The following is a 25945-nucleotide window of genomic DNA, read 5'->3' on the forward strand; positions in this document are numbered from 1 at the left end:
ATGACCACCCTGCAGAGCGTCCCTGCCCTCGGGACGCACCCGGCTGCCGGTTCCCTGCCGAGCCGCGCCGAGACCCGGGACCAGCTTTCCAAGGCGACGTACGACCTCCTGGTGATCGGAGGCGGCATCCTGGGCATCTCCACCGCCTGGCACGCCGCGCAGTCGGGCCTGCGGGTGGCCCTGGTGGACGCCGGCGACTTCGCCGGCGCCACCTCCTCCGCCTCCTCCAAGCTGCTCCACGGCGGCCTGCGCTACCTGCAGACCGGCGCGGTGAAGCTGGTGGCGGAGAACCACTTCGAGCGGCGTGCGGTCTCCCGCCAGGTGGCACCGCACCTCGCCAACCCGCTCACCTTCTACCTGCCCGTCTACAAGGGCGGCCCGCACGGCGCGGCCAAGCTCGGCGCCGGCGTCTTCGCCTACAGCGCCCTCTCGGCCTTCGGCGACGGCGTCGGGCACCTGCTCTCCCCCGCCAAGGCCGCCCAGGACGTGCCGGAGCTGCGCACCGACAACCTGAAGGCCGTCGCCGTCTACGGCGACGACCAGATGAACGACGCCCGGATGGCGCTCATGACCGTCCGCGCCGCCGTCGACGCCGGCGCCACCGTCCTCAACCACGCCGAGGTCACCGGGCTCCGCTTCACCCGCGGCCGGGTCACGGGCGCGGAGCTGAAGGACCGCACCACCGGTGACGAGTTCGGCGTCGACGCCCGTCTCGTGCTGAACGCGACCGGCCCGTGGGTCGACCACCTGCGCAAGATGGAGGACCCGAACGCGGCCCCCTCCATCCGCCTCTCCAAGGGCGCGCACCTGGTCCTCAAGCGGACCTCCCCGTGGAAGGCCGCGCTGGCCACCCCGATCGACAAGTACCGCATCACCTTCGCCCTCCCCTGGGAGGACATGCTGCTCCTCGGCACCACCGACGAGGAGTACGAGGGCGACCCCGGCCAGGTCGAGGTCACCGAGAAGGACACCGCCCAGATCCTGGACGAGGCCGCCTTCTCCATCCGCGACCAGCAGCTCTCCCGCGACCTGATCACGTACTCCTTCGCCGGTCTGCGGGTGCTCCCGGGCGGTCCCGGCGACACGTCCAAGGCCAAGCGCGAGACGGTCGTCACCGAGGGCCGCGGCGGCATGCTGTCCGTGGCCGGCGGCAAGTGGACGACCTTCCGCCACATCGGCCGCACGGTCATGAAGAAGCTGGAGCAGCTCCCCGGCCGCCCGCTCGGCGAGGACTACGAGCCGGTGTCGGCGCTGCCGAAGCGGCTGCCGCTGCCCGGCATAGCCAACCCGAACGCCGTCGCCCACCGGCTGCTCGTCGACGGCCCGGCGCCCGGCCCCCGGATGGCCGCCGACACCGCCAAGCACCTGGCCACGCACTACGGCTCGCTCTCCTTCGAGATCGCCCGGATGGCGAACGAGAACCCGGAGCTCGCCCGCCGGATCCACCCGGACGCCCCGGAGATCTGGGCGCAGGTCGCCTACGCCCGCGACCACGAGTGGGCCGAGACGGCGGACGACGTGCTGCGCCGCCGTACGACCCTGACCATCCGCGGTCTCGCGACGGACGAGATCCGCGCCGGCGTCGAGTCGATGCTGCGGAAGTAACTCCCGCGTGCGCAGGGGCGGTTCCTCATCGAGGGGCCGCCCCGACGCGTGCCATGCGCCGTCCACACGGCCGCAACACTCGGCGCGCAGAGTGGAGGCATGAAGTTTCAGGTGCTCTCGATCGTCCACCACTCCCCGCACCCGCTCACCGGCGAACTGCTGTCCGCCGCCGACCGGTTGGATCAGGTCGTCACCCTCGGCGAGACCGCCGAACGCCTCGGCTTCGACGCGTACGCGGTCGGCGAGCGGCACGCGGGCGCGTTCCTCTCCTCCTCCCCGACCGTGCTGCTGGCCGCGCTGGCCGCCCGCACCAGCCGGATCCGGCTGCTCACGGGTGTCACCGTCGTCGCGATCCTCGACCCCGTCCGGGTCGCCGAGGACTACGCGACGCTCGACCAGCTCTCCCGGGGCCGGCTCGAACTCGTCGTCGGCAAGGGCGCGGAGGCCGGTCACTTCGACCTCTTCGGCCTGGACGAGGAGCGTCAGTGGGACCTCCAGAAGGAGAAGTACGAGCTCCTTCGCCGGCTCTGGACGGAGGAGGGCGTCGACTGGGAGGGAGAGTTCCGGCCGCCGCTGAAGAACGTGACCACGGTCCCCCGGCCGTACGCCGGTCCGCCCCGGATCTGGCACGGCTCGGCCACCAGCCTCCACTCCCCCGAGCTCGCGGCCAGGCACGGCGATCCGCTCTTCACCGCCAACGCGATCCAGCCGCGCGAGGCGTACACGCGACTCATCGCCCATTACCGCGAGAAGTTCGAGGAGTACGGGCACGATCCGGCCCGCGCGCGCGTGGCGGCCGGTTCCGGGGGGCTGCTCATCGCCGACACTCCCGAGCAGGCGGTCGCCCGGTACAAGGAGCTGTACGAGGCGAAGGTGCGACAGAGCTTCAAGCCGCACCTGGAGGGCAAGGCCGGGTACAACACCCCGTTCCGCACGATCGAGGACGCCGTCGCGGACGGCCCCCAGCTGATCGGCTCGCCGCAGCAGATCATCGACAAGATCCTCGGCTGGCACGCGCACTACGGGCACGACCTGCAGTCCGTCACGGTCGACACCTTCGGCCAGTCGACGGCCGAGCAGCAGGAGACCCTCCAGCGCTTCGCCGAGGAGATCGCTCCGGTGGTGCGGAGGGAGGCACCGAGCACCCTGTGGGAGGAGTGACTCCGCCGTGTGCGGAGGCGAGTTCCTGGGTAGTCGATCAAGGCCGCACGGGTTTTCGGGGACGTCCCGGGGCTGCGGGCGGCCCGCCGGAAAGCCGTAAGGTGGGGCCGTACGACAGGAACTTCGAATAAGGAGGCGCTGGGTGATCGAGCTCGAGGGGGTACCCGAGCTGATCGACCCGGTCATGGTGGCCGCGTTCGAGGGCTGGAACGACGCCGGCGACGCCGCCTCCACCGCGGTCGCCCACCTGGACCGGGAATGGAAGGGCGAGGTCTTCGCGGCGCTCGACGCCGAGGACTACTACGACTTCCAGGTCAACCGGCCCACCGTCTTCCTGGACAACGGCGTCCGGAAGATCACCTGGCCGACGACCCGGCTCTCCGTGGTCCGGGTCGGCGGCGAGAAGCCCCGCGACCTGGTGCTCGTGCGCGGGATCGAGCCGTCGATGCGCTGGCGCTCCTTCTGCAACGAGCTGCTGGGCTTCGCGCACGAGCTGGGCGTGGAGATGGTGGTGATCCTGGGCGCGCTGCTCGGGGACACCCCGCACACCCGTCCGGTCCCGGTCAGCGGAGTGACCTCCGACCCCGACCTGGCACGGACGATGGACCTGGAGGAGACCCGGTACGAGGGCCCGACGGGCATCGTGGGCATCCTCCAGGAGGCGTGCACGCACGCGGGCGTGCCGGCCGTGAGCCTGTGGGCGGCGGTGCCGCACTACGTGTCGCAGCCGCCGAACCCGAAGGCGACCCTGGCGCTGCTCAACCGCCTGGAGGACCTGATCGGGCTGCGCATCCCGCTGGGCGAGCTGCCGGAGGACGCGCGGGCCTGGCAGCTGGGCGTGGACCAGCTGGCCGCCGAGGACAGCGAGGTCGCCGAGTACGTGCAGACCCTTGAGGAGGCGCGGGACACGGCGGAGCTGCCGGAGGCCTCGGGCGAGGCGATCGCCCGCGAGTTCGAGCGCTATCTGCGGCGGCGCGAGCCGGGCACGGGCCCGGGGGTCGCGACCGAGGGCGGCGAGTTCCTGAGGGACCCCGGGAGCGGCCGGACGCGCCCGCCGAAGCCGGAGCAGCCGGGCCCGGAGTCGATGCCGGGGGCGGATGCCGGGACGGACGCCGACGAAGGGCCTTCCGAGGGATCCGGCGAAGGGCCCGACGGCGAGACCGGAGAGTAGGCGGACGGAACGGGAGGGGTGCCCGAGGGCGCCCCTCCCGTTCGTGCGTCAGGCGCAGCCGAACCTGGCCGCCGCCCAGTCGCCGTGGTCGCCGCTCTTCGACCCGTTGGTGTCCGTGATCTTCAGCCGGACGTGCTTGGCGCCGGTCACGTCGACGTTCACGGGCAGGGTCGCGGAGGCCCCGGTGAGCCGGGGCGAGGTCCACAGGACCCGGCCGTCGGCCTCGACGGAGAAGGCCACGTCCCCGTAGCCGTTGATCTCGTCGTCGATGCCGACGTCGGCGGTGAAGGTGGTGCAGCGGCCGCCCAGGTAGACCTCGATGTCGGAGTCGGCGTGGGCGCCGATGCCCTTCGCGTAGGTCTGCCCGGCCAGGGTGAGGGTGTGGCCGTCGCCGGCGGCGGACTCTCCGTTGGAGCGGTCGCGTTCGGCCGGTCCCCAGCCGTTGGTCGCGCGCAGCCAGGCGAGGTCGCTCGCCCAGGCGTCGGACGACGGCGCCGGGGGCATCACGCCGACCGCGAACCGCTGGACGGCCGTGCGGTCGGTGCCCGCGGCGCGGTGGCGGGCGGTCGCGGTGAGGGTGGCCTCGCCGGGCTTCGCGTCCGCCGCCGGGGTGACGGCGACCTCGACCCGGCGGGTGGTGCCGGCCGGGACGCGGGCGATCGGGGCGGCCGGGGTGACCTGCCAGCCCGCCGGGACGTCCAGGGAGACCCGTACGTCGGTGGCGTCCCGGGTGCCCGCGGTGACGTCCACGGCGACGGTGCCGGGCGTGCCGGCGCCGAGCTCCTGCCCGGTGGGGGTGGCGAGGACGGCGGAGGCGCCGGGGACGGCCCCGCCGACGGCGCTGGTCTCGGTCAGCCGCAGCTCGAAGGCGCGGTCGGTGGACAGGGCGGCGGTCTTGACCCGGACCACTCCCCCGCGCTCGTCGCGGTCGTACCACCAGCCCTGTGCGGCGGCGTCGAAGGCGGCGCGGGAGGTGAGGGCGGGCAGCGGGCGCCCGTCGAGCTTCACCGCGTCGGGGGCGTCGCCGGTGTGGACGGTGAAGGCGTACGGCCGGGCGGCGGGCTTGCCGGTGTACGAGCCGGTGCCGGCGCCGACGCGGACGGTGACGTCGCCGCGGCCGGCCTCCGGGGCGCCGACGTCGGCGCGCTGGGTGGCGTACCTCCCGGTGCGGTGCTCGCGGGTGACGCCGTCGTCCTCGTACAGCTCGAAGGAGGAGCTGCCCTTCGGGTAGACGTCCCAGGCGATCGGGTCGCCGGGGGCGCGGTCCTGGTAGGAGCGGACGGAGCCGGGCCACATGGGGACGGCCGCCCCGGCCCGTACGAAGAGGGGCAGGGTGTCGAGCGGGGCGCTGTAGTGGTCGAGGGTGACGGGGCCTTCGTAGACGCGCCCGTTCCAGTAGTCGATCCAGGTGCCCTTCGGCAGATAGATGCCGTCGCGCTCCACCGCGTCCCGGTAGACGGGTGCGACGAGGAAGTCCTCGCCGCTGAGGAACTCGTACTTCGCGGCCTCGGTCGCGGCCTTCGGGTCGTCCGGGTACTCCAGGGCGAGCGGCCGGGCGAGGCCGACGCCGGTCTTCGTGGCCCGGTACGCGTGGCTGTAGATGTACGGGAGCAGGGCCTCGTGGAGCTTGAGCGAGGCGCGGTTGATCGTGGTGTACGGCTCCCCGTACCGGAAGGGCTGCTTGTCGTTGGCGGCCCAGCCGTCCATGGTCATGGTGACGGGCAGGAACGTCTTCCACTGGAGGTCGCGGGTGTACGTCTTGGCGCTGCCGCCGAAGATGCCGTCGACGTCACCGGTGGTGTAGGCGAGTCCGGACATGGACGCGCCCGCGTAGGTGGGGATCTGCCAGCGGATGTACTCCCAGCTGCCGGACTGGTCGCCGGACCACTGCACGCCGCAGCGCTGGGCGCCGGACCAGCTCTCCGGGGCCCAGGTGAAGCCGCGGGCGTCGCTGTTGGCCTCGATGCCGGCGTGGGCGTCCTTGCAGCCGTCGAGGGCGAACTTGTAGCCGGAGCCGACCCAGGCGACGTCGAGCTTGGCGACCCGCTGGCCGGCCTTGACCTGGTCGGCGAGCTTGTCGATGCCGTCCTCGGTCCACAGGCCGAGCTTCATGTCCCGCTCGCCGAGGCCCGCGGTGGTCTCGGCGAGGTTCTCGTAGCCGCAGCCGTAGCCGTCGTTGACGAGCATCCAGCCGTTGGGCATGTCGTTCGCGACGTAGCCGTCGGCGACCTTCAGGGCGTCGAGGGTGTGGCGCTCGCCCCGGTTGGCGTTGTGCAGGTAGCAGTCGGAGTCGCCGATCTCCAGGCCGTACACGGGCGGCATGAAGGGCTTGCCGGTGAGCCGGGTGTACTGGCCGATGACGTCCTTGACGGCGTCCTTCCCGTCACCGGCGAAGTAGTAGGCGTCGAAGCGCTGTTCGCGGGCGGTGGTGGTGACGGGCTCGTCGAACACGTACGTGTTGGGGGCGTAGGTGTTGCGGTAGACGCCGTAGCCGGCGGAGGAGAGGTAGAAGGGGACGGAGTTGGGGTGGCCGCCGTCGTTCCAGTTGTAGTCGACGCCGACCTCGACGGTCTTGCCGCGGTGGGAGGTGTTGCCGCGGCCGTTCTGCATGCCGGCGCCGTAGAACTGCTCGTCGGCGCCGCGGGCGAGGGTCTGGACGGTGCGGTCCTGGTTCCAGGTGAGGCCCTGGGTCTCGGTCCAGAGCGGGGTGCCGTCGGCGCGTACGGCGGAGAAGCGCAGGGGCGACTTGGTGGCGCGCAGGGTCACCTCGGCGGTGGCGAGCTCGTACCGGTCGCCGAGGTCGCGCCAGTGGGTGGCCGGGGGCGGGCCCTGGGGCAGCGTGATGTCGCTGCCGGTGGGGTCGGTGAACTTCCCGTCGGGGGCGAGTTCGATGCGGAAGGTGTCGGCGGTGACGAAGGAGACGCGGGCCTCCGTGCGGCCGGCGGTCAGCCGGTAGACGGCCCCGTCGGCGGCGAAGCCGGTGACGTCGCCGACCGTGGTGTCGGTGGGGGTGGCCGACGCGGTGGAGCCGGGTCCGGCGAAGGCCGCGAAGAGCCCGAGGACGGCTCCGGCAAGTGCAACTTTCATGCGCGATGATGATTGCATGGAGGTTGTTTAGCGCAGGAACGAGCATCCCCGCCAGGACAAAACGGAACCGCCCTCGGACTTCGACGAGAAGTCCGAGGGCGGTTGCCTGAAAGGGAGTTGTGCGGTCCTGCTCGCTACAGGGCCACACCGAGCAGTGCGTCGACGGCGCGCGAGACGAGACCGGGGGCGGACTCGTCCGTGCCGCCCTCCGCCGTCTGGAGCGCCGCCCAGCGGTCGACCGCGGCCAGCGCGGTGGGCGTGTCCAGGTCGTCGGAGAGCGCCTCGCGGAGCTCCTCGACGAGCGCGTCGGCGGACGGGCCGTCGGGGCGCGAGACGGCGGCGCGCCAGCGGCCGAGCCGCTCCACGGCCGTCTCCAGGACCTGGTCGGTCCACTCCCAGTCGTCGCGGTAACGGTGCGAGAGCAGCGCGAGCCGGATCGCGGCCGGGTCGACGCCGTCGCGGCGGAGCTGGGAGACGAAGACCAGGTTGCCCTTGGACTTCGACATCTTCTCGCCGTGCAGGGCGACCATGCCGGCGTGGACGTACGCCTTGGCCATGGGGAACTCGCCCGTGAGGGTCTGGGCGTGGGAGGCGCCCATCTCGTGGTGCGGGAAGATCAGGTCGGAGCCGCCGCCCTGCACGTCGAAGCCCATGCCGAGGTGGTCCAGGGCGATGGCGACGCACTCGATGTGCCAGCCGGGGCGGCCGGCGCCCAGGCTGCCGCCGTCCCAGCTCGGCTCGCCCTCACGGGCCGCCATCCAGAGCATCGGGTCGAGCGGGTTCTTCTTGCCCGGGCGGTCCGGGTCGCCGCCGCGCTCGGCGGAGAGGTGGCGCATCAGCTCGGTGTCGTAGTTCGACACCTGGCCGAAGTGCGGGTCGGCCTCGACAGAGAAGTAGATGTCGCCGTCCAGCTCGTAGGCGGCGCCGGAGTCCCGGAGGCGCTCGACGAGCGGGATGATGCCGGGTATGGCCTCGACCGCACCGATGTAGTGCTGCGGGGGCAGCATCCGCAGGGCGGTCATGTCCTCGCGGAACAGGGCGGTCTCGCGCTCGGCGAGGCCGACCCAGTCGATGCCGTCGCGGATCGCGCGCTCCAGGAGCGGGTCGTCCACGTCCGTCACGTTCTGGACGTAGTGCACCTGCCGCTTGGTGTCGAGCCACACGCGCTGAACGAGGTCGAACGCGTTGTAGGTCGCCGCGTGACCCATGTGGGTCGCGTCGTACGGCGTGATGCCGCAGACGTAGATACGGGCGACGGGGCCGGGGGCGAGGGTCACTCGTCCACCGGTCGCGGTGTCGTGGATCCGGAGGTCGCGGCCCTTGCCGGGAAGGGCGGGGACCTCAGAAGCGGGCCAGGCATGCATGACCCGAGCGTAACCGGACAGGTGTTCCGGATACGAACCGGATCCGGGATCTTGACCGATTAGGCGCTCTTGCGGGTCGGAGGCGCGCGTGCGTACCCCCCAGGGGTTCACCCCCCCTCGGGAGGTGTGGCCGAAAACCTTCGGCCACGGGCGCGACCGGGGCCCGTCGCGGGTGGGCCCGGATCGCCACAGGCGCGACCGGCACCGTCCCGGGCGGAACCGGGGGTGGGCCGGGACGGTCCGCGGTGTGACCGAGGCCTCAGACCGGCGGCCAGGGGATCGCGGGCCACCGGCCCGAGGGTTCCGGGTGGCGGCCGGTGGTGCGGAGGACCTTCACGCGGGTGCGTACGGCCTCGACCTCGGCTTCCGTCAGGAGTTCCGCCAGTCGGGTGGCGAGCGGCTCTCCCGGGGCCAGGGAGCGGCCGAGCTCGTCGAGCACGCCGGCCGCCTCCGCGGGCAGTTCCTCGCCCGCCCAGCCCCACAGCAGGGTGCGCAGCTTGTCGTCGACGTGGAACGTCACCCCGTGGTCGATGCCGTACAGCCGCCCGCCCGGGGCCGGCAGCAGATGCCCGCCCTTGCGGTCGCCGTTGTTGATGACGGCGTCCAGGACGGCGAGCCGGCGCAGCTCCGGGGTGTCCGCGTGGACGAGGAGCGCGGTGCGCTCCTCGTCGATCTGCGCGGGCCCCACGGCCTTCCAGCCCTCGCCCGCCTCCTCGTCCTCGGTGAGCGCCAGGAGCCGTGCCCCGGGGTCGGCCTCGATCCACAGCTGGACCATGCCCTCCCCGTACGGACCGTCGCGGAGCACGGTCGGCGGGACCAGGCCCCAGCCGGTGGCCTCGGAGATCTCGTACGCGGCGACCTCGCGCTGCGCCAGGGTGCCGTCGGGGAAGTCCCACAGGGGCTGCTCCCCCGCGACCGGCTTGTAGACGCAGGCGGCTTCCCGGCCCTCGTGGGCGACGGAGCAGTACAGCACGGCGTTGGACGCCTCGCGGACCTGGCCGCGCACGGTCAGCTCACCGCGCGCGAGCAGCTCCGTGTCGCGCGGGCTCTCGGGGCTGCTCATGCTCCGCGGCGGTATCCGTTCTGGCGCGGGCAGACGTGCCCCTCGGGGTCGAGCGGCAGGCTGCACAGCGGGCACGGCGGCCGGCCGGCGTTGACGACGTCCAGGGCCCGCTTGGCGAAGGCCCGGGCCTGGGCGCCGCTGAGGCGGACCCGGAGCATCGGCGGGCCGTTCTCCTCGTCCTGGAGCAGCCGCTCCTCCGCCTCCGCGAGGTCCTCCTCGGAATCCGCGTCGAGCTCGACGAGCGCCTGCGCCTCGACGATCATGCGCTGCTCCTCGCCGTCCCAGGCGAGGGCCATGGTGCCGACCCTGAACTCCTCCTCGACGGGCACGTCGAGGGGGGCGGTGTCCGCGATCTCCGCGGGCGCGACGGCGGGTACGGGCGCGTTGCCCCCGGTGCGGCGGACGACCTCGTCGAGGAGTTCGTCCATGCGCTCGGCGAGGGCCGCGACCTGAGTCTTCTCCAGGGCGACGCTGGTGACCCGGCCGCCGGCGGACGCCTGGAGGAAGAAGGTACGGCGGCCAGGCAGCCCGACCGTGCCGGCCACGAAACGCTCCGGTGGGTCGTAGAGGAACACCTGACGGGACACGTTCCCGGCTCCCTTGAGTCTCGACAGTCGTACTACAGCGGCGCGTCCACCCTACTGCGCGAGGGGATCACGGTGCGCCCGCACCGCCACCCACCTCCGCGGCCCCGTTGCCGCCGGGATGCTCCCGGGGCGCGAAGCCGGCGAAGTCCCCGGTGTCGCCGAGGCGGAGGAGGAAGGGACGCAGGCGCGTGTAGCGGATCGCGGTGACCGAGCAGGGGTCGACGTGGATGCGCTGGAAGAGGTCGAGATGGAGCCCGAGGGCGTCGGCGACGATCGCCTTCACGATGTCCCCGTGGGAGCACATGACGTACGTGGCGTCCTCGCCGTGCTCGGCCTCGATACGGGCGTTCCAGTCGCGGACGGCCTCGACGGCGCGGTTCTGCATGGCGCGCATGGACTCGCCGCCGGGGAAGGCGGCTGCGGAGGCGTGCGCCTGGACGATCTCCATCAGCGGCTCGTCGTTGAGCTCCGCCAGCTTGCGGCCCGACCAGTCGCCGTAGTCGCACTCGCTGATCCGGTCCTCGACGTGCAGCGGGAGGCCGGGGCGGGCGTCGAGGAGCGGGCGCAGGGTCTCGCGGCAGCGCTGGAGCGGGCTGGTGACGGCCGCGGCGAGCGGCACGTCCGCGAGGCGCCCGGGCAGCGCGGCGGCCTGCGCGGCCCCGCGCTCGTCGAGCGCGATCCCGGGCATGCGCCCGGCGAGGACCCCGGAGGTGTTGGCGGTGGAACGTCCGTGCCGGACGAGGATCAACGTGGCCATGCGGGCCAGCCTAGGCGGTGCGGGTACGGAGGGGGCGGGCGCGTGGGACGCCCGGGTCGGCCGCACGCCCTTGCGCCGTGCCCACCGGACCCGGGTGCCCCACGCGGATGCGCGCCGGTGTCCCTCGGACCGGGTGCCCCACGCGCGCGCGTGGCCGTGTCCATCGGGGCCCGGTTCCGCAGGCGCGTGCGTGGTGGGGGTGTGTCGGGGCAGAATGCGCCGCGTGATCGTGGACTCTGCCATCTACCGGGACGGGCGCCGTACGGACGGGCCCGCCGACCTCTCCGACGCCCTGGCGGAGGCGCGGGCGACGGGGGACGCGTTCCTGTGGGTGGGGCTGCACGAGCCCTCGGAGGCGGAGTTCGACCATGTCGCGTCGGAGTTCGCGCTGCACCCGCTGGCCGTCGAGGACGCCTTGAAGGCCCATCAGCGGCCCAAGCTGGAGGTCTACGACGACTCGCTCTTCGTGGTGCTCAAGCCGGTCGTGTACGAGCCGGAGAGCGACCGGGTGTCCACGGGCGAGCTCATGGTGTTCATGGGCGACTCGTTCGTCGTGACCGTCCGGCACGGCGAGGGCGCGCCGCTCGCGGAGGTCCGCCGCCGCCTGGAGGCCGACCCGGAGGTCCTGAAGCACGGGCCGACGTCGGTCCTGTACGCGGTGAGCGACGCGATCGTGGACCACTACCTCGACGTGGCGGCCGAGCTCCAGGTCGACCTGGAGGAGCTGGAGGCGGACGTCTTCGCGCCCACCGGCGGCAATCCGTCCAACACCGCCGAGCGGATCTACACGGCGAAGCGGCAGGTCCTGGAGTTCCGGCGGGCGAGCGGCCCGCTGGCCGGGCCGATGGCCCGACTGACGTCCGGGTCCCTCCCGTTCGTCAGCGAGCGCTCGCAGCCGTTCTTCCGTGACGTCAACGACCATCTGCTGCGCTCCAACGAGCAGGTGGAGGGCCTCGACCGGCTCCTGTCCGACATGCTGTCGGCGCATCTCGCGCAGATGGGCGTCCGGCAGAACGACGACATGCGGAAGATCTCGGCCTGGGCGGCCATGGCCGCGGTCCCCACGATGGTCGCGGGGATCTACGGGATGAACTTCGAGCACATGCCGGAGCTGCGCTGGGTGGGCTCGTACCCGGCGGTGATCGTCCTGATGACGGGCATCGTCGTCACGCTGTACCGGGTGTTCAAGCGGCGCGGCTGGCTGTGAGTCAGAACGCGGGAGCCGGCGTCGCGGGCCCACCGAGGGCGTCCAGCCGCTCGGGCATCCGCAGGTCGACCATCCTGTGCCAGCCGGCGGCCCGCTCGTACGCGTACACGGCGTGGATCCCGGCGGCGAGGACGGCCGCCTTGGGCTTCGGCCACTTCAGGATGCGGCCCATGTGGCGCATCACGGCGAGGCTGACGTCGCGGTAGACCTGGATCTCGGCGAGGGCCGACTCGCGCAGGGTCCGCTGGATGAGCCGGCCGTGGCCCTGGCGGGCGAGCCGGAGCAGTTCCTCGTGGCAGTAGGCGAGGTGGTTGTCCTCGTCGTTGCAGATCATCCGGATGGCCTTGCCGAGCTCCGGGTGGTCGCCGAAGTACTTCACGAGCAGCTGCATCTGGTCGGCGGCCCGCTCCTCGGTGACCCGGCTGTGGGCGAGGTAGACGACCACGTCCTCCTCGGTCAGCGGCCGGTCGGCGCGGAGCTTCTCGTGCGCGAGGCCGATGCCGCGCTGTTCGAGCAGCATCGTGTAGTCGGTGTCGGGCGGCACGGGGACGGGTTCGAGGCCGCGCTTCTTCATCAGCGCGTTGAAGATCCGGCCGTGCTTGTCCTCGTCGGCTCCGTGCCGGGTGATCTTGGGCGCGAGGGTGCGCATGCCGGGCGCGACGAGGGCCGCGATCCGGGCGTTCTCCCAGCCGCCCTGGGACTCGCCGCTCGCGGCGATGGAGCAGAAGAGCCGGAAGGACTCGTCGTCGTCGATGATTTCCTGGAACAGGCCCTTGGCCGTGAGCATCGCCGCCACCTCCGTGCGGACGCCCGTACTCCGGTACGTCCGGGGAGAACGAGTCAAGTCGGGTCCCGGGCGGTGGGCAACAGGAGGGCGTGGAGGCTCGGCCGGAAGAGTGAGGCCCCAGGGCGTAACCGGGGGGCCGGCGGCGCGTTGTGCTGCATGACGGCCGTGGCGGGGAAGACCCCCGAGCCCCCACCACGGCCGCAGAGCTTTCCTAGGCCAGGCCCGCGTGCTCCATCGCCTCGACGCCCGCCCGCAGGGCCGCGAGGCGCTCGTCCAGGGTGAAGCCGGCCGGGGCGAGGGTGAGGGTGGTGACCCCGGCCTCCGCGTAGGCCGTCATCCGCTCGGCGATCCGCTCGACGGAGCCGAGCAGCGTCGTCTGGTCGATCAGGGAGTGGGGCACGGCGGCCGCGGCCCCGGTCTTGTCGCCCGCCAGGTACTTGTCCTGGATCTCGGCGGCCTCCTTCTCGTACCCCATGCGCTGCGCGAGCTGGTTGTAGAAGTTCTGCTTCCGGCTGCCCATGCCGCCGACGTACAGCGCGGTGTACGGGCGGAACACGTCGGCGAGCGCGGTCACGTCGTCGCCGAGGGCGAGCGGCAGGGTCGGGCAGACGTCGAAGCCGTCCATCGTCAGGCCGGCCTTCTCGCGGCCCGCGCGCAGGTGCCGGAGCGCGGTCTCCTCCAGGTGCTCGGCGGAGGGGAAGATCAGCAGGGCGCCGTCGGCGATCTCGCCGGTCTGCTCCAGGTTCTTCGGCCCGATCGCGGCGATGTACAGCGGGATGTGCTCGCGCTGCGGGTGGACGGTGAGCTTGATGGGCTTGCCGGGGCCGCCGGGGAGCGGCAGGGTCCAGTGCTCGCCGTCGTAGCTGAGCCGCTCGCGGGTCATGGCCTTGCGGACGATCTCGACGTACTCGCGGGTCCGGGCGAGCGGCTTGTCGAACTTCACGCCGTACCAGCCCTCGGAGACCTGCGGTCCGGAGACGCCGAGGCCGAGGCGGAAGCGGCCGCCGGTGAGCGAGTCGAGGGTGGCCGCCGTCATCGCCGTCATGGCGGGCTGGCGGGCCGGGATCTGCATGATCGCGGAGCCGACGTCGATCCGCTCCGTCTTCGCCGCCACCCAGGCGAGGACGGTGGGGGCGTCGGAGCCGTAGGCCTCGGCGGCCCAGCAGACGTCGTAGCCGAGGCGGTCCGCCTCCTGGGCGACGGCGAGGTTGTCGCCGTCCATGCCGGCGCCCCAGTAGCCGAGGTTGATGCCGAGCCGCATTCCACGTACCCCTTACCCATCGGTAACGTATCTGTGGGCGGGACTCTAGCGCGGGTACGAGCCATCCGTCAGGACGCGGTTGTCCACAGGCTCTCTCCGCGTGGTGCCCTGGCCAGTACTCTCGCGCCCATGGAGCAGAGGCATCTCGGACGTACCGGCCTGCGCGTGTCGCGCATCGGACTCGGCACCCTCACGTGGGGCCGGGACACCGACGAGCACGACGCCGCCGAGCAGTTGAAGGCGTTCTGGGACGCGGGCGGCACGCTCGTGGACACCGCCGACGTGTACGGCGGGGGCGAGGCCGAGTATCTGCTCGGGCGCCTGATGGAACGCCTGGTGCCCCGGCAGGACCTCGTCCTGTGCACCAAGGCCGGCAGCGTCCCGGACCCGGACCGGCGCACGGACGGCTCGCGCGGGCACCTGCTCGCCGCGCTCGACGCCTCCCTCGCCCGCCTGGGCACCGACCACGTGGACCTGTGGCAGCTGCACGCCTTCGACCCGTACACGCCCCTGGAGGAGTCGCTCCAAGCCCTCGACATCGCCGTACGCAGCGGGCGGGCGCGGTACGCGGGCGTGGCGAACTTCTGCGGCTGGCAGCTCGCCAAGGCGGGCACCTGGCAGCTCGGCGGCGACCGGACCCGGCTCGCGGGCGCCCAGCTCGAGTACTCGCTGCTCCAGCGGGGCATCGAGCGCGAGGTGCTGCCGGCCGCGATGGACCTCGGCATAGGCCTGCTGCCCTCGTCCCCGCTGGGGCGCGGGGTCCTGACGGGGAAGTACCGCAGCGGCACGCCGACGGACTCCCGGGGTGCCTCGGAGACGATGGCGCCCTTCGTGGAGCCGTACCTGGACGAGGCTGCGAGCCGGATCGTGGACGCGGTGACGACGGCGGCGGACGGGCTGGCGACGACCCCGCTGCACGTCGCGCTCGCGTGGGTGCGCGACCGCCCCGGAGTGACGGCCCCGATCGTCGGCGCGCGCACGGCGCGCCAGCTCACGGCCGCGTTGTCAGTGGAGGCGCTTAGTCTTCCTGACGAGATCTGTCGGGCGCTGGACGATGTGTCGGCGCCCGTGCACCGCTATCCGGATCACGACTGGAGCACCTTGTGACCGAGCCTTCCGGGGAGACCGCGCCCGAGGCCGTGGCCCCTGCCGAGGACCTGGAGGAGGCCCCCGAGGCCCCGGCCTCCGACGACCGGCCGGGTGCGGCCGAGGAGCCGGGTACGGGCGGGGACCCGGACGCCCGTGAGCAGTCGGGGGCGGCCGAGGGGGCCGGTTCCGGCGAAGGGTCCGGCTCCGCCGAGGAAGTCCGCGCCGACGATGAACCGGGCTCCGGCGAAGAGTCCGGCAGCGGCGACGAGTCCGGCTCCGCCGAGCAGACCGCTGCCGGCGACGAGGCCGGTTCCGCCGCCGAGGCCGGTACGGAGGCCGGGGGCGTCGAGGGTGCCGCGGCCGAGTTGAGTGACGCTCAGGCCGAGCTTGCCGCTCAGCGGGAACTGCGGGCCAGGATCGAGGCCCGGAAGGCCGAGAAGAGCGGGCCGGTGGCCGGCGGCGCCAAGCTGAGCGGCACCGCGGCCGATCTCCTCGCCGCCGTCCGGGCCGTCGAGGGCGGCACCGCCTCGGGCAGCACCTTCTACGAGGCACCCGAGCCCGCTCCCCGCCGCCCCGCCGCCGAGACGGCCCCGCCGATGACCGTGCGGCCCCCCGCACCGGAGCAGCCGGCGGCCCCGGCGCCCGGCACCACGGCCGCCGTCCGCGAGGTCCTCGCCCAGGGCGGCGCCCCCGAGGCGCTGGCCGGCCAGGTCGCCGCCGCGCTCGGCGAGGGCGCGGCCGCGGCGCTGCGCGAGGACCCGTGGCAGCTGCTCGCGATGTCCGGGGTCCGCCCGGAGCAGGCCGACGGTTTCGCGCGCGCCCTGCTCGGCCCCGCGTGCGGCCCCGGCGACCCGCGCCGCGCTGTCGCCCTGACGGTGTGGCTCCTCGAACGGGCCGCCCTCCAGGGGCACACGGCCCTGGAGATCCAGGCCGTGCGCGCCGGGCTCGCCGGACACGCCGTGCCCGATCCGGAGCAGGCCGTCGAGACGGCGGTCTCCGAGGGCGCGGTCCTCGCCTTCCAGGAGGAGGAGACGGCCGAGGAGCCCGAGGAGGAGACCTCCGAGGAGCAGGAGCAGGCGCCCGCCGCGCCCGTGCTGATCGGGCTCGACCGGTACGCGCTCGCCGAGGAGAGCCTCGCGGACGGTCTCGCCCGCCTCGTGAGGACCGCGAAGGCCGACGCCTGGGAGGGCAGCGCGCTCGAACGTGCCACCGGGGCGCACGGGCTCGTCCTCCACACCGGCGGCGAGGCCTCCCGCGCCGAGCCGCCGGCGCTCGCCGCCGCGGCCCGGGAGCGCGGCCTCCGCACCCTGGTGGCCGTCCACGCGGACGGCGGGCGACGCTCCGCCGGGGCCGAGGCCGTGACGGTCGCCGCGCTGCTGTCCGGCGCGGCCGGTCCCGGCCGGGACGAGGACGGCGCCTTCGCCCTCGACCTGCTCGTGGTCCTCGACGCTCCGCAGCTGGACGTGGAGACCGGCGCGATGCTCGTGGAGTCGCTGCCGGACGGCTGCCGGCTGGTGCTCAGCGGCGACCCGGAGGTGCTCGGCGCGCCGGGCGCGGGCCGGGTCTTCGCGGACGTGCTCGCGGCCCGGGTGTGCCCCCGGATCGCCTCCCGCGTCCCCGACCCCGGGCCGCTCGGCGAGCTGGTGTCGGGCATCGGCGTCGGCGAGCTGAACCAGGTCGAGGCCCCCGGCAAGGAGATCGTGATCGTCCCGGTGCGGGACGCGGGCGAGGCGGTGCACCGTACGGTCCAGCTGGTGGCGGACTCGGTGCCCCGGGCGATCGGGGTGCCGTCCGAGCAGACGCAGGTCGTCACGGTCGGCCACGGCGGCTCCGCCGGTACGCGCGCGCTGAACGCCGCCCTGAAGCAGCGGCTCAACCCCGGACCGGGCCGCTTCGGGGGCTACGACCCCGGCGACCGGGTGGCGTACGCGCCCGCGCCGGGGCGCACGGTGACGGGGACGGTCCTGGGGGCCGACGCCGAGGGCCTGCGGCTGCGGTGCGGGGAGGAGGAGGTCCTCGTACCGAAGGAGCGGGTGGAGTCGGTGCTGCGGCACGGCTGGGCGCTCACCGCGCACCAGGCGGCCGGGACGCGCTGGCCCGCGGTGGTCGTGGTGCTGCCCGGGGACGCCGCGGGCGGCCTGAGCCGGCCGTGGGTGTACACGGCCTTCGGCCGGGCGGAGCGCCATCTGTCGGTCGTGCACGGTGTGGACCAGGCGCTGCCCCGCGCGGTGGCCGAGGGCGTGGCCCCGGAGCGCACGACGCGCCTGCGGCCACTCCTGGAGGGCCTGCTGGCCGCCGACGAGGAGTAGGGCGGGCGGGAACGACGACGGAGGGCCGGGGCACCGCGCGCGGTGCCCCGGCCCTCTCGCGTCCGGAAACCCGTCCGGGCAAGCGCCCGGAACCCCGTCCCGTCAGGCTTCCGGCAGCACGTCCGGCCAGGCGCCCTGTCACGCGTCCCCAGGCCGCCCGTCAGACGTCCGCGCCGCGGGCTCCCGCGTCCACGGGCGCCTCCTCGTCCTCCTCGTCGAAGACGGAGCTGACGTCGAAGCGGCAGACGATCCGCTCCGGGTCGGCGTGGTCGAAGGGGGCGGCCAGCCACTCCCCCGGTTCCGGGAGCTCCTCGGCGGCGGTGACCCAGAGCGTGGAGTCCCCCTCCTCCAGGCCGAACTCCTTGTGCCGGGAGGCGATCTCATCCGGTTCGTACTCTCCGAAGAGCACGCCGAGCGCGGCGAGCGGCGAGACCCCTGCCTTGGCGACCGCACGGGTGTCCGCGTCGTCGTCGAGCTCGGCGACCCGGCGGGCCTGGGCGAGCAGCCGTTGCGGCTCGGCCACCGCGTAGTCGCGGCGGATCAGGAGGCTGAGGGCGTGAGGTTCGTCAGGTCCGGCGTACGGCGGCAGGCTGCCGTCGGCTCCCGGGATCTCGAAGGGGGTGACTTCGTCATAGCGGTCGTAGAGGAGTTCGTCGTACGCCTCGGCCGCCGAGGCGAGGGCGTTGAAGGCCTCGAACACGGCCGTGTCGTCGTCTCCCGTGCGGCGTTCGACCGCCGCGAGGTGACGGTCCAGTGCGGTCTTGACCGCCTCGGCGGCGGCACGTACCTCGGCAGCGGTCGGCTGCGCAGCATCAGACATGGGACAGACGCTATCCGTACCGGGCCCGTGCCCGCACAATAGATGCGATGCCGGAATACGAATTTGTCGACGTGTACGTGCCGCGCGGCGTCTCCCGCAAGGAGGCGACGCGGCTCCTGACCGACCATGCCGAGTACGGACACTGGGAGTTGGACCGCCTGAGCCTGCACCGGGACGGCAGCCGCAGAGTGCGGCTGAAGCGGCGGATCATCCGCCAGATCCGGGCGACCTGGTAGCGAGGACCGGAGCATCGAGAAGGGGCCCCGCGGTGTGCGGGGCCCCTGTGCGTGGTGCGTGAGCGCGGTGGTTCAGGCGGCGCTGCGGGCGCGGCGGTAGATCAGCGAGCCGGCGAGCAGCATCCCGGCGCCGGCGGGGACGATCACGCCGAGCGGACCGGAGCCGGTCTCGGCGAGCTCTTCGACGGCCCGCGGCGGAGTGACGACCTGGGTACCGGGAGTGTTGTGCCCGCCTTCGTCCTCCGGAGTGCCCGGAGTACCGGGGGTACCGGGAGTCCCAGGCGTACCGGGGTGGCCGGGGGTGCCGGGCGTACCGGGAGTACCCGGGGTGCCGGGAGTCCCAGGCGTACCAGGAGTGCCAGGCGTACCAGGCGTACCAGGAGTACCCGGAGTGCCAGGCGTACCAGGAGTGCCAGGCGTACCGGGGGTCCCAGGCGTACCCGGAGTGCCAGGCGTACCAGGGGTCCCCGGGGTCTCCTCCCCGTACCCCGTGTCCCCGCCGTTCGCGCAGTCGTTGCCCATGACCGCGTTGCCCAGGCCGACGCCCGTGACGTTGTTGCCGCACACGTTCACCGGGGCGTCGATCGGCACCTCGACGGTGTTGCCTGAGCCCACGCCGGGAGAGTTGCCCGTGTGGCCGCCGGCGGAGGAGCCGCCGCTCGACCCGGAGGAGTTGGCGCACCTGTTGCCGAAGGCCGGATTGAGCAGCCCGATGACGTTGACGGTGTTTCCGCAGGCGTTCACCGGTGCGTGCACCGGGACCTGGACGGAATTCCCGGACGCGACGCCCGGGGAATTCATGGCCGTACCGTACGCGCCGGAATCGGCGTGCGCATATCCGCCGCCGACGGCGGCGAAAACGCCTCCGGCGGCCGCGACGGTGATGAGGCCCTTGCGCGTGACCTGTCGCATAGCTTGTTCCCTGCCTGCTCGGCTTCGAAAGAGTGCCACCGGGCGGACGGCCCGGGGCGGAAATGGCCACCGGCCCCGGAGTGCATGGCACGCACTCCGGGGCCGGACCGGCTCACACCCTCACGGGGCGAGGCACAACGTCAGGCGTTGACGCAGGTGTTGCCGAAGGCGGGGTTCAGCAGGCCGATCACGGAGACCGTGTTGCCGCACACGTTCACGGGGACGTGAACCGGCACCTGGACGACGTTGCCCGAGAGCACGCCGGGGGAACCGATGGCGGCACCCTGGGCACCCGCGTCGGCAGCGGCCATGCCCGCGCCCGCGAGAACGAGACCGCCGGTGGCAGCCGCAGCAGCGACGACCTTCTTGATCATTATTCCTCCTAGTTGGCAATGCGGCCCCAGCCGCGGACCGCATCACCTGTAACGAGGGGGAATGGTGGGGGCTACGAGCCCCTGAGTGCATTCACTCTTTCCGGTCACATGCAAACGGGCGGACGAATCCGAGGGGTTCCTCAGCAGGCGTCGATGAACCGGTCCAGGACTCGGACGCCGAACTTCAGGCCGTCCACCGGGACCCGTTCGTCCACGCCGTGGAACATGCCGGCGAAGTCGAGCTCCGGCGGCAGCTGGAGCGGCGCGAAGCCGAAGCAGCGGATGCCGAGGTCGTCGAAGGACTTGGCGTCGGTGCCGCCGGACAGCATGTACGGCACGGCGCGGGCGATCGGGTCCTCGGCGCGCAGCGCCAGCTGCATGGCGTCGACCAGGGCGCCGTCGAAGCTGGTCTCCAGGGCCTTGTCGCCGTGCACGTCCTCGCGCTTCACGCGGGGCCCGAGGATCCGGTCGAGGTCGGCCAGGAACTCCTGCTCGTAGCCGGGCAGGAAGCGGCCGTCGACGTGGGCCGTGGCCTGGCCGGGGATGACGTTCACCTTGTAGCCGGCGCCGAGCATCGTCGGGGCGGCCGAGTTGCGGAGGGTGGCGCCGACCATCTTGGCGATGCCGCCGAGCTTGGCGAGGGTGCCGTCCATGTCCTCGGGGTCGAGCGGGGTGCCGAGCGCGTCCGAGAGCTCGTCGAGGAAGCTCCGCACGGTCTTGGTGACCCTCACCGGCCACTGGTGGCGGCCGAGGCGGCCCACGGCCTCGCAGAGCTCCGTGATGGCGTTGTCGTCGTTGGTCATGGAGCCGTGGCCGGCCGTGCCCTCGACGGTCAGCCGCATCCAGTGCATGCCCTTCTGGGCCGTCTCGACCAGGTAGAGCCGCAGGTTCTCGTTGACGGTGAAGGAGAAGCCGCCGACCTCGCCGATCGCCTCCGTGACCCCGTCGAAGAGGTCGCGGTGCTTGTCGACCAGGTGCCGGGCGCCGTAGGTGCCGCCGGCCTCCTCGTCGGCGAGGAAGGCGAGGACGATGTCGCGCGGGGGCTTGCGGCCGCTGCGCAGCCGGTCGCGGACGACCGCGAGGGTCATCGCGTCCATGTCCTTCATGTCGACGGCGCCGCGGCCCCAGACGCAGCCGTCGGCGACCTCCCCGGAGAAGGGGTGGTGGGTCCAGTCCTCGGCGTTGGCCGGCACGACGTCGGTGTGGCCGTGGATGAGCAGGGCCGGGCGCGACGGGTCCTCGCCCTCGATCCGGGCGACGGTGGAGGCCCGCCCCTTGTGCGACTCGATGATCTTCGGCTCGAGACCGACCTCCGCGAGCTTCTCGGCGACGTACTCGGCCGCCGCCCGCTCTCCCGGGCCGGAGTGGTCGCCGTAGTTGCTGGTGTCGATGCGGATGAGGTCGCGACAGAGGTCGACTACCTCGTCCTCGCCGCTGACGCTCCGGGCCGTGTTCGACTCGCTCACGCTGCTTCCTCCCACTACGTGCCCCACGTGATTGCTTGGTGGTCACCCCCATCCTCCCGCGTGGCCCCCTCGGCGCCCAAGGCCGCCGGTCCCCCGACATGCGGCTGTCACATGACAGGGGCCGAACGGGGGTGGTGATCGACCACTCCGAATGTTTGCTATGGTTTTCCTCGTCGGAAGGGCACAGAAGCCCGGAAGACGAGATCACCTGTCCGGGTGGCGGAATGGCAGACGCGCTAGCTTGAGGTGCTAGTGCCCTTTATCGGGCGTGGGGGTTCAAGTCCCCCCTCGGACACCAGCGAAAGACCCCACATCATGTGGGGTCTTTCTCGTTATGTCACGGCGGTTACGGCGGTAGGACGCGTGGGACGCAGAAGGAAGACGCCGGAGGCGCCGCTCCCCCAACGGGCGGGGATCGATCCGGTGCGGGTGCGGCTGCCCGAGGATCCCGAAGGGGCCTGGGAGACCGTCGGGGACCATCTCGTCGAGCGGTACGCGGGGGCCGTGGGGGCCGAGCGCGTGCGGGCGATGCTGCGCGAGGGGCGGTTCGTGGGGGCCGACGGCCGGGCCGCCGATGCGGACGAGCCGTACGCCGCGGGGCGGTACCTCTGGTTCCACCGGGACTTTCCCGCCGAGACGCCGGTGCCCTTCGAGATCGGGATCGTGCACCGGGACGAGCGGATCGTGGTGGTGGACAAGCCGCACTTCCTCGCGACGATGCCCCGCGGGCGGCACGTCACGGAGACCGCGCTCGCCCGGCTCCGGCGTGACCTGGGGCTTGCGCGCCTCCAGCCCGCACACCGGCTCGACCGGCTGACGGCGGGGCTCGTGCTGTTCGTCGTGCGGCCGGAGGACCGGGGGGCGTACCAGACGCTGTTCCGGGACCGGGTGGTGCGCAAGGAGTACGAGGCGGTGGCGCCGTACGACCCGGCAGTCGCGCTGCCGGTGACCGTGCGGAGCAGGATCGAGAAGGAACGCGGGGTGATGGCCGCCCGGGAGGTGCCGGGCGAGCCGAACGCCGAGAGCCGGATCGAGCTCCTCGGGCACGCGGGAGGGCTCGGGCGGTACCGGCTCGTGCCCGTGACCGGGCGGACCCATCAGCTGCGGGTGCACATGAACGGCCTGGGGCTGCCGATCCTCGACGATCCGGTCTATCCGGTGGTCCGCGAGGACGGGCCGGAGGACTTCACACGTCCGCTGCGACTGCTCGCGCGGACGCTGGAGTTCACCGACCCGTTCACGGGTGACGAGGTGCGGTTCGAGAGCCGGCTGGCTCTCAGTGACCGCGCTTGATCCATTCCTCCAGGTGCGGGGCCTCGGCGCCGATCGTGGTGGTGTCGCCGTGGCCGGTGCGGACGACCGTCTCCGGCGGCAGGGTGAGGAGCTTCTCGCGGATCGAGCCGACGATCGTCGGGAAGTCCGAGTAGGACCGGCCGGTCGCGCCGGGGCCGCCCTGGAAGAGGGTGTCGCCGGAGAAGACCGTGCCGAGCTCGGGGGCGTACAGACAGACCGCTCCCGGGGCGTGTCCCGGGGTGTGGAGGACCGTGAGGTCCGTGCCGGCGATGGTGAGGACCTGGCCGTCGGCGAGCTCGCCGTCCGGGCTGTGGTCGGGGTGGGTGAGCTTCCACAGCGGCTGGTCGGCCGGGTGGAGCAGGATCCGGGCGCCGGTGGCGGCCGCGAGGGCCGGGGCGGCGTCGATGTGGTCGTCGTGGGCGTGGGTGCAGACGATGGCGCGCAGGGCGCGGCCGTCGAGCGCGGCGAGGATCGCGTCGGCGTCGTGGGCGGCGTCGATGACGATGGCCTCGGTGTCGTCGCCGACGATCCAGACGTTGTTGTCGACGTCCCAGGTGCCGCCGTCGAGGCTGAAGGTGCCCGAGGTGACGAGGTGGTCGATCCGGGCGGCCATCAGAGGACCACCACCGAGCGCAGGACGTCGCCCTCGTGCATGCGGGCGAAGGCCTTCTCGACGTCGCCGAGGCCGATGGTCTCGGTGACGAAGGCGGCGAGGTCGATGCGGCCCTGCTGGTGCAGGTCGATGAGCATCGGGAAGTCGCGGGACGGCAGGCAGTCGCCGTACCAGGAGGACTTGAGCGAGCCGCCGCGGCCGAAGACGTCGAGGAGCGGGAGTTCGAGCTTCATCTCGGGGCTGGGGACGCCGACGAGGACGACGGTGCCGGCGAGGTCGCGGGCGTAGAAGGCCTGCTCGTACGTCTCCGGGCGGCCGACGGCCTCGATGACGACGTCGGCGCCGAAGCCGCCGGTGAGCTCGCGGATCGCCTCGACGGCGTCGGCGGTGCGGGAGTTGACCGTGTGGGTGGCGCCCATCTCGCGGGCCTTGTCCAGCTTCCGGTCGTCGATGTCGACGGCGATGATCTTCGCGGCTCCGGCGAGGCGGGAGCCGACGACGGCCGCGTCGCCGACGCCGCCGCAGCCGATGACGGCGACGGTGTCGCCGCGGCCGACGTTCCCGGTGTTGATCGCGGCGCCGATGCCGGCCATCACGCCGCAGCCGAGGAGGCCCGCGACCTCGGGGGCGACGGACGGGTCGACCTTGGTGCACTGGCCGGCGGCGACGAGGGTCTTCTCGGCGAAGGCGCCGATGCCGAGGGCCGGGGAGAGCTCCGTGCCGTCGAGCAGGGTCATCTTCTGCTTCGCGTTGTGGGTGGCGAAGCAGTACCAGGGGCGGCCCCGGGTACAGGCGCGGCAGGTGCCGCAGACGGCGCGCCAGTTGAGGATCACGAAGTCGCCGGGGGTGACGTCGGTGACGCCCTCGCCGACGGACTCGACGATTCCTGCGGCCTCGTGGCCGAGCAGGAAGGGGAACTCGTCGTTGATCGCGCCCTGTTTGTAGTGGAGATCGGTGTGGCAGACTCCGCAGGCCTGGATCTTGACGACGGCCTCGCCGGGGCCGGGGTCGGGGATCACGATGGTCTCGACGCGTACCGGTTCGTTCCTGCCGGGGGCGATGACCCCCTGGACGTGCTGCGGCATCGCGAACTTCCCTTCCCTTCAAGCGGATCTTGTAAGGCTCTTGCGTACCACTATCTCCTGACAAAAGGCGAGACCCCCGCAGGCCGTGCCTGTGGGGGTCCCGCCGTCTCCCGTGGGGGGAGTCTCAGTTCTGTGCCGCGGAGGTGGCGCGGACGCGGCGGCGGACCAGGAACCAGCCGCCGGTGAGCGCGGCCGCGATGAGCGGCAGGCAGTTCACGGTGGTGCGGCTGATGCCGCCGTCCATCCACATCAGGACGAGGACGGCCGCGAGGAAGACCAGGGTCACGATCTGGGTGTACGGGGCCCAGGGCAGCTGGTAGCCGGGGCGGGTGAGCTTGCCCTGCCTGGCGCTGCGCACGAAGAGCAGCGAGCAGATCATGATCATGGCCCAGGTGCCGATGATGCCGATGGAGGCGAAGTTGAGGACCAGCTCGAAGGCCTCGCCGGGCATGACGTAGTTGAGGAAGACACCGGCGACGCCGAAGCCCGCGGTGAGCAGGATGCCGCCGTAGGGGACGCCGCCCTTGTTCATGACGCCGGTGAACTTGGGCGCGGAGCCGGAGAGCGACATGGACCGCAGGATGCGGCCGGTGGAGTAGAGGCCCGAGTTGAGGCTGGAGAGGGCGGCGGTGAGGACGACGAGGTTCATCACGCCGGCGGCGCCGGGGATGCCCAGCTTGTCGAAGACGGTGACGAAGGGGCTCTGGTCGCCGGAGTACGCGGTGTACGGGAGGATCAGCGCGAGCAGGACCACGGAGCCGACGTAGAAGAGGCCCACGCGCCACATGATCGAGTTGATCGCCTTCGGCATGATCTTCTCGGGGTTCTCGGTCTCACCGGCGGCGACGCCGCAGAGCTCGACGGAGGCGTAGGCGAAGACGACGCCCTGGATGAGCAGCAGCATCGGCATCATGCCGTTGGGGAAGATGCCGCCGTTGTCGGTGATGTTGGCGAGGCCCGGGGTGTGGCCGCCGACGTCGTGCGAGGTGACGACGAGGAAGATGCCGACGAGCATGAAGGCGACGAGGGCGGCGACCTTGATGATCGCGAACCAGAACTCCATCTCGCCGAAGTACTTCACGGAGATGAGGTTGGCGGTGAGGACGACCGCGAGGGCGATCAGGGCGAGGACCCACTGCGGGATGTCGCTGAACATGGCCCAGAAGTGGGCGTAGGTGGCGGCCGCGGTGATGTCGGCGACGGCGGTGGTCGACCAGTTGAGGAAGTACAGCCAGCCGGCCGTGTAGGCGCCCTTCTCGCCCATGAACTCACGGGCGTAGGAGACGAAGGCGCCGGAGGAGGGGCGGTAGAGCACCAGCTCGCCGAGGGCGCGCACCACGAAGAAGGCGAAGACGCCGCAGACGGCGTACGCGATGAAGAGGGACGGGCCCGCCTGGGACATCCGGCCGCCGGCGCCCAGGAAGAGGCCGGTGCCGATGGCGCCGCCGATGGCGATCATGTTGATGTGCCGGGACTTGAGGTCCTTGCGGTAGCCGGCGTCGCCTGCGTCGACGTGGGGGGCGGCGGCCGGGTTCGCCGGTGCGGCGGACAGCGGCTCGGCCGCGGTGACGCGGTCAGTCATGGAGTTGTTCGCCTTCGTGAGGGGGACGGTGCGGTACCCGGCCGTACCTGCGGGGGGTGTCCCCGGCACGGCCAGCGCACATCCTCACGGCAACGACGCCCGACTGACTGTGACGC

General features: G+C 72.6%; 22 protein-coding genes and 1 tRNA gene. 9 read left to right on the plus strand and 14 right to left on the minus strand.

Going from position 1 to position 25945, the window contains the following annotated elements; genetic code table 11:
* The 3 genes from ACFYX3_RS21510 to ACFYX3_RS21520 all read left to right on the plus strand — a co-directional run bounded on the left by ACFYX3_RS21510 (position 1) and on the right by ACFYX3_RS21520 (position 3937).
* The gene (locus tag ACFYX3_RS21510) at positions 1-1605 is read left to right on the plus strand and encodes an FAD-dependent oxidoreductase (protein ID WP_389015615.1); all 1605 of its coding nucleotides are present in this window, start codon (positions 1-3) and stop codon (positions 1603-1605) included.
* A 99-nt stretch (positions 1606-1704) separates the two neighbouring features.
* Entirely contained in the window at positions 1705-2766 is a 1062-nt protein-coding gene (locus ACFYX3_RS21515) for an LLM class flavin-dependent oxidoreductase (protein WP_389015617.1), read from the plus strand.
* A 142-nt stretch (positions 2767-2908) separates the two neighbouring features.
* A complete protein-coding gene (locus tag ACFYX3_RS21520; RefSeq protein ID WP_389015620.1) occupies positions 2909-3937 on the plus strand; it encodes a PAC2 family protein in 1029 nt (342 codons plus the stop codon).
* Positions 3938-3985: 48 nt separating this feature from the next.
* On the opposite strand, the gene ACFYX3_RS21525 is transcribed toward ACFYX3_RS21520, so the two are convergent.
* The 5 genes from ACFYX3_RS21525 to ACFYX3_RS21545 form a co-directional block, all read right to left on the minus strand.
* Positions 3986-7042: an NPCBM/NEW2 domain-containing protein gene (locus ACFYX3_RS21525; protein ID WP_389015623.1), complete on the minus strand. Its 3057-nt coding sequence runs from the start codon at positions 7040-7042 to the stop codon at positions 3986-3988.
* 116 nt (positions 7043-7158) lie between these two features.
* Complete coding sequence (gene mshC, locus ACFYX3_RS21530) at positions 7159-8388, minus strand: cysteine--1-D-myo-inosityl 2-amino-2-deoxy-alpha-D-glucopyranoside ligase (RefSeq protein ID WP_376592145.1); 1230 nt, start codon at positions 8386-8388, stop codon at positions 7159-7161.
* Positions 8389-8647: 259 nt separating this feature from the next.
* Positions 8648-9484 (minus strand): SCO1664 family protein, encoded by an 837-nt coding sequence (locus ACFYX3_RS21535; protein ID WP_376592168.1) that lies wholly within the window; start codon positions 9482-9484, stop codon positions 8648-8650.
* Positions 9448-10038 (minus strand): DUF3090 domain-containing protein, encoded by a 591-nt coding sequence (locus ACFYX3_RS21540; RefSeq protein ID WP_116161869.1) that lies wholly within the window; start codon positions 10036-10038, stop codon positions 9448-9450. The genes ACFYX3_RS21535 and ACFYX3_RS21540 overlap by 37 nt, the downstream gene beginning before the upstream one ends.
* A gap of 67 nt (positions 10039-10105) precedes the next feature.
* On the minus strand, positions 10106-10795 hold the full coding sequence (locus ACFYX3_RS21545; protein WP_389015627.1) for a histidine phosphatase family protein: 690 nt from the start codon (positions 10793-10795) through the stop codon (positions 10106-10108).
* A 214-nt stretch (positions 10796-11009) separates the two neighbouring features.
* Between ACFYX3_RS21545 and ACFYX3_RS21550 the strand changes: the two genes are divergently transcribed.
* Positions 11010-12002, plus strand: a complete 993-nt coding sequence (locus tag ACFYX3_RS21550) for a magnesium and cobalt transport protein CorA (protein WP_382660324.1) — start codon at positions 11010-11012, stop codon at positions 12000-12002.
* Between the two features lies 1 nt (position 12003).
* Here the strand turns inward: ACFYX3_RS21550 and ACFYX3_RS21555 are convergent, their stop codons facing one another.
* Both ACFYX3_RS21555 and ACFYX3_RS21560 read right to left on the minus strand, forming a co-directional pair.
* Positions 12004-12789, minus strand: a complete 786-nt coding sequence (locus tag ACFYX3_RS21555) for a ferritin-like domain-containing protein (protein ID WP_389015630.1) — start codon at positions 12787-12789, stop codon at positions 12004-12006.
* Positions 12790-13000: 211 nt separating this feature from the next.
* Positions 13001-14050 (minus strand): LLM class F420-dependent oxidoreductase, encoded by a 1050-nt coding sequence (locus tag ACFYX3_RS21560; protein ID WP_116161865.1) that lies wholly within the window; start codon positions 14048-14050, stop codon positions 13001-13003.
* Between the two features lie 129 nt (positions 14051-14179).
* Between ACFYX3_RS21560 and ACFYX3_RS21565 the strand changes: the two genes are divergently transcribed.
* Both ACFYX3_RS21565 and ACFYX3_RS21570 read left to right on the plus strand, forming a co-directional pair.
* The gene (locus ACFYX3_RS21565; RefSeq protein ID WP_389015634.1) at positions 14180-15157 is read left to right on the plus strand and encodes an aldo/keto reductase; all 978 of its coding nucleotides are present in this window, start codon (positions 14180-14182) and stop codon (positions 15155-15157) included.
* Entirely contained in the window at positions 15154-17448 is a 2295-nt protein-coding gene (locus ACFYX3_RS21570; RefSeq protein ID WP_389015637.1) for a helix-hairpin-helix domain-containing protein, read from the plus strand. Before ACFYX3_RS21565 ends, ACFYX3_RS21570 begins: the two co-directional genes overlap by 4 nt.
* A gap of 160 nt (positions 17449-17608) precedes the next feature.
* On the opposite strand, the gene ACFYX3_RS21575 is transcribed toward ACFYX3_RS21570, so the two are convergent.
* Entirely contained in the window at positions 17609-18268 is a 660-nt protein-coding gene (locus tag ACFYX3_RS21575; protein ID WP_389015640.1) for a hypothetical protein, read from the minus strand.
* 47 nt (positions 18269-18315) lie between these two features.
* On the opposite strand from ACFYX3_RS21575, the gene ACFYX3_RS21580 reads away from it, so the two are divergent.
* A complete protein-coding gene (locus ACFYX3_RS21580) occupies positions 18316-18504 on the plus strand; it encodes a DUF5703 family protein (protein WP_017241661.1) in 189 nt (62 codons plus the stop codon).
* Between the two features lie 72 nt (positions 18505-18576).
* On the opposite strand, the gene ACFYX3_RS21585 is transcribed toward ACFYX3_RS21580, so the two are convergent.
* The 3 genes from ACFYX3_RS21585 to ACFYX3_RS21595 form a co-directional block, all read right to left on the minus strand.
* Positions 18577-19416, minus strand: coding sequence for a chaplin (locus ACFYX3_RS21585; protein ID WP_389015644.1), 840 nt, complete (start codon positions 19414-19416; stop codon positions 18577-18579).
* 140 nt (positions 19417-19556) lie between these two features.
* On the minus strand, positions 19557-19790 hold the full coding sequence (gene chpH, locus ACFYX3_RS21590; RefSeq protein ID WP_116161861.1) for a chaplin ChpH: 234 nt from the start codon (positions 19788-19790) through the stop codon (positions 19557-19559).
* Positions 19791-19930: 140 nt separating this feature from the next.
* Positions 19931-21256, minus strand: a complete 1326-nt coding sequence (locus ACFYX3_RS21595) for a M20/M25/M40 family metallo-hydrolase (protein WP_382660338.1) — start codon at positions 21254-21256, stop codon at positions 19931-19933.
* A gap of 210 nt (positions 21257-21466) precedes the next feature.
* Here ACFYX3_RS21595 and ACFYX3_RS21600 point away from each other — a divergent pair.
* Together ACFYX3_RS21600 and ACFYX3_RS21605 are read left to right on the plus strand one after the other, a co-directional pair.
* A tRNA-Leu gene (locus ACFYX3_RS21600) sits at positions 21467-21554 on the plus strand.
* A 17-nt stretch (positions 21555-21571) separates the two neighbouring features.
* Positions 21572-22549, plus strand: a complete 978-nt coding sequence (locus tag ACFYX3_RS21605) for an RluA family pseudouridine synthase (protein ID WP_389015647.1) — start codon at positions 21572-21574, stop codon at positions 22547-22549.
* Here ACFYX3_RS21605 and ACFYX3_RS21610 read toward each other — a convergent pair.
* From ACFYX3_RS21610 to ACFYX3_RS21620, 3 genes are all read right to left on the minus strand, one after another.
* Positions 22533-23162, minus strand: a complete 630-nt coding sequence (locus ACFYX3_RS21610) for an MBL fold metallo-hydrolase (RefSeq protein ID WP_116161858.1) — start codon at positions 23160-23162, stop codon at positions 22533-22535. The two genes, ACFYX3_RS21605 and ACFYX3_RS21610, sit on opposite strands and share 17 nt — an antisense overlap.
* Positions 23162-24247, minus strand: coding sequence for an S-(hydroxymethyl)mycothiol dehydrogenase (locus ACFYX3_RS21615; protein WP_116161857.1), 1086 nt, complete (start codon positions 24245-24247; stop codon positions 23162-23164). The genes ACFYX3_RS21610 and ACFYX3_RS21615 overlap by 1 nt, the downstream gene beginning before the upstream one ends.
* 124 nt (positions 24248-24371) lie before the next feature.
* Positions 24372-25829, minus strand: a complete 1458-nt coding sequence (locus ACFYX3_RS21620; RefSeq protein ID WP_382660342.1) for an amino acid permease — start codon at positions 25827-25829, stop codon at positions 24372-24374.
* Between the last annotated feature and the right edge of the window lie 116 nt (positions 25830-25945).

The organism is Streptomyces sp. NPDC002463 (genome assembly GCF_042889835.1).
Taxonomy (GTDB): domain Bacteria; phylum Actinomycetota; class Actinomycetes; order Streptomycetales; family Streptomycetaceae; genus Streptomyces; species Streptomyces nymphaeiformis.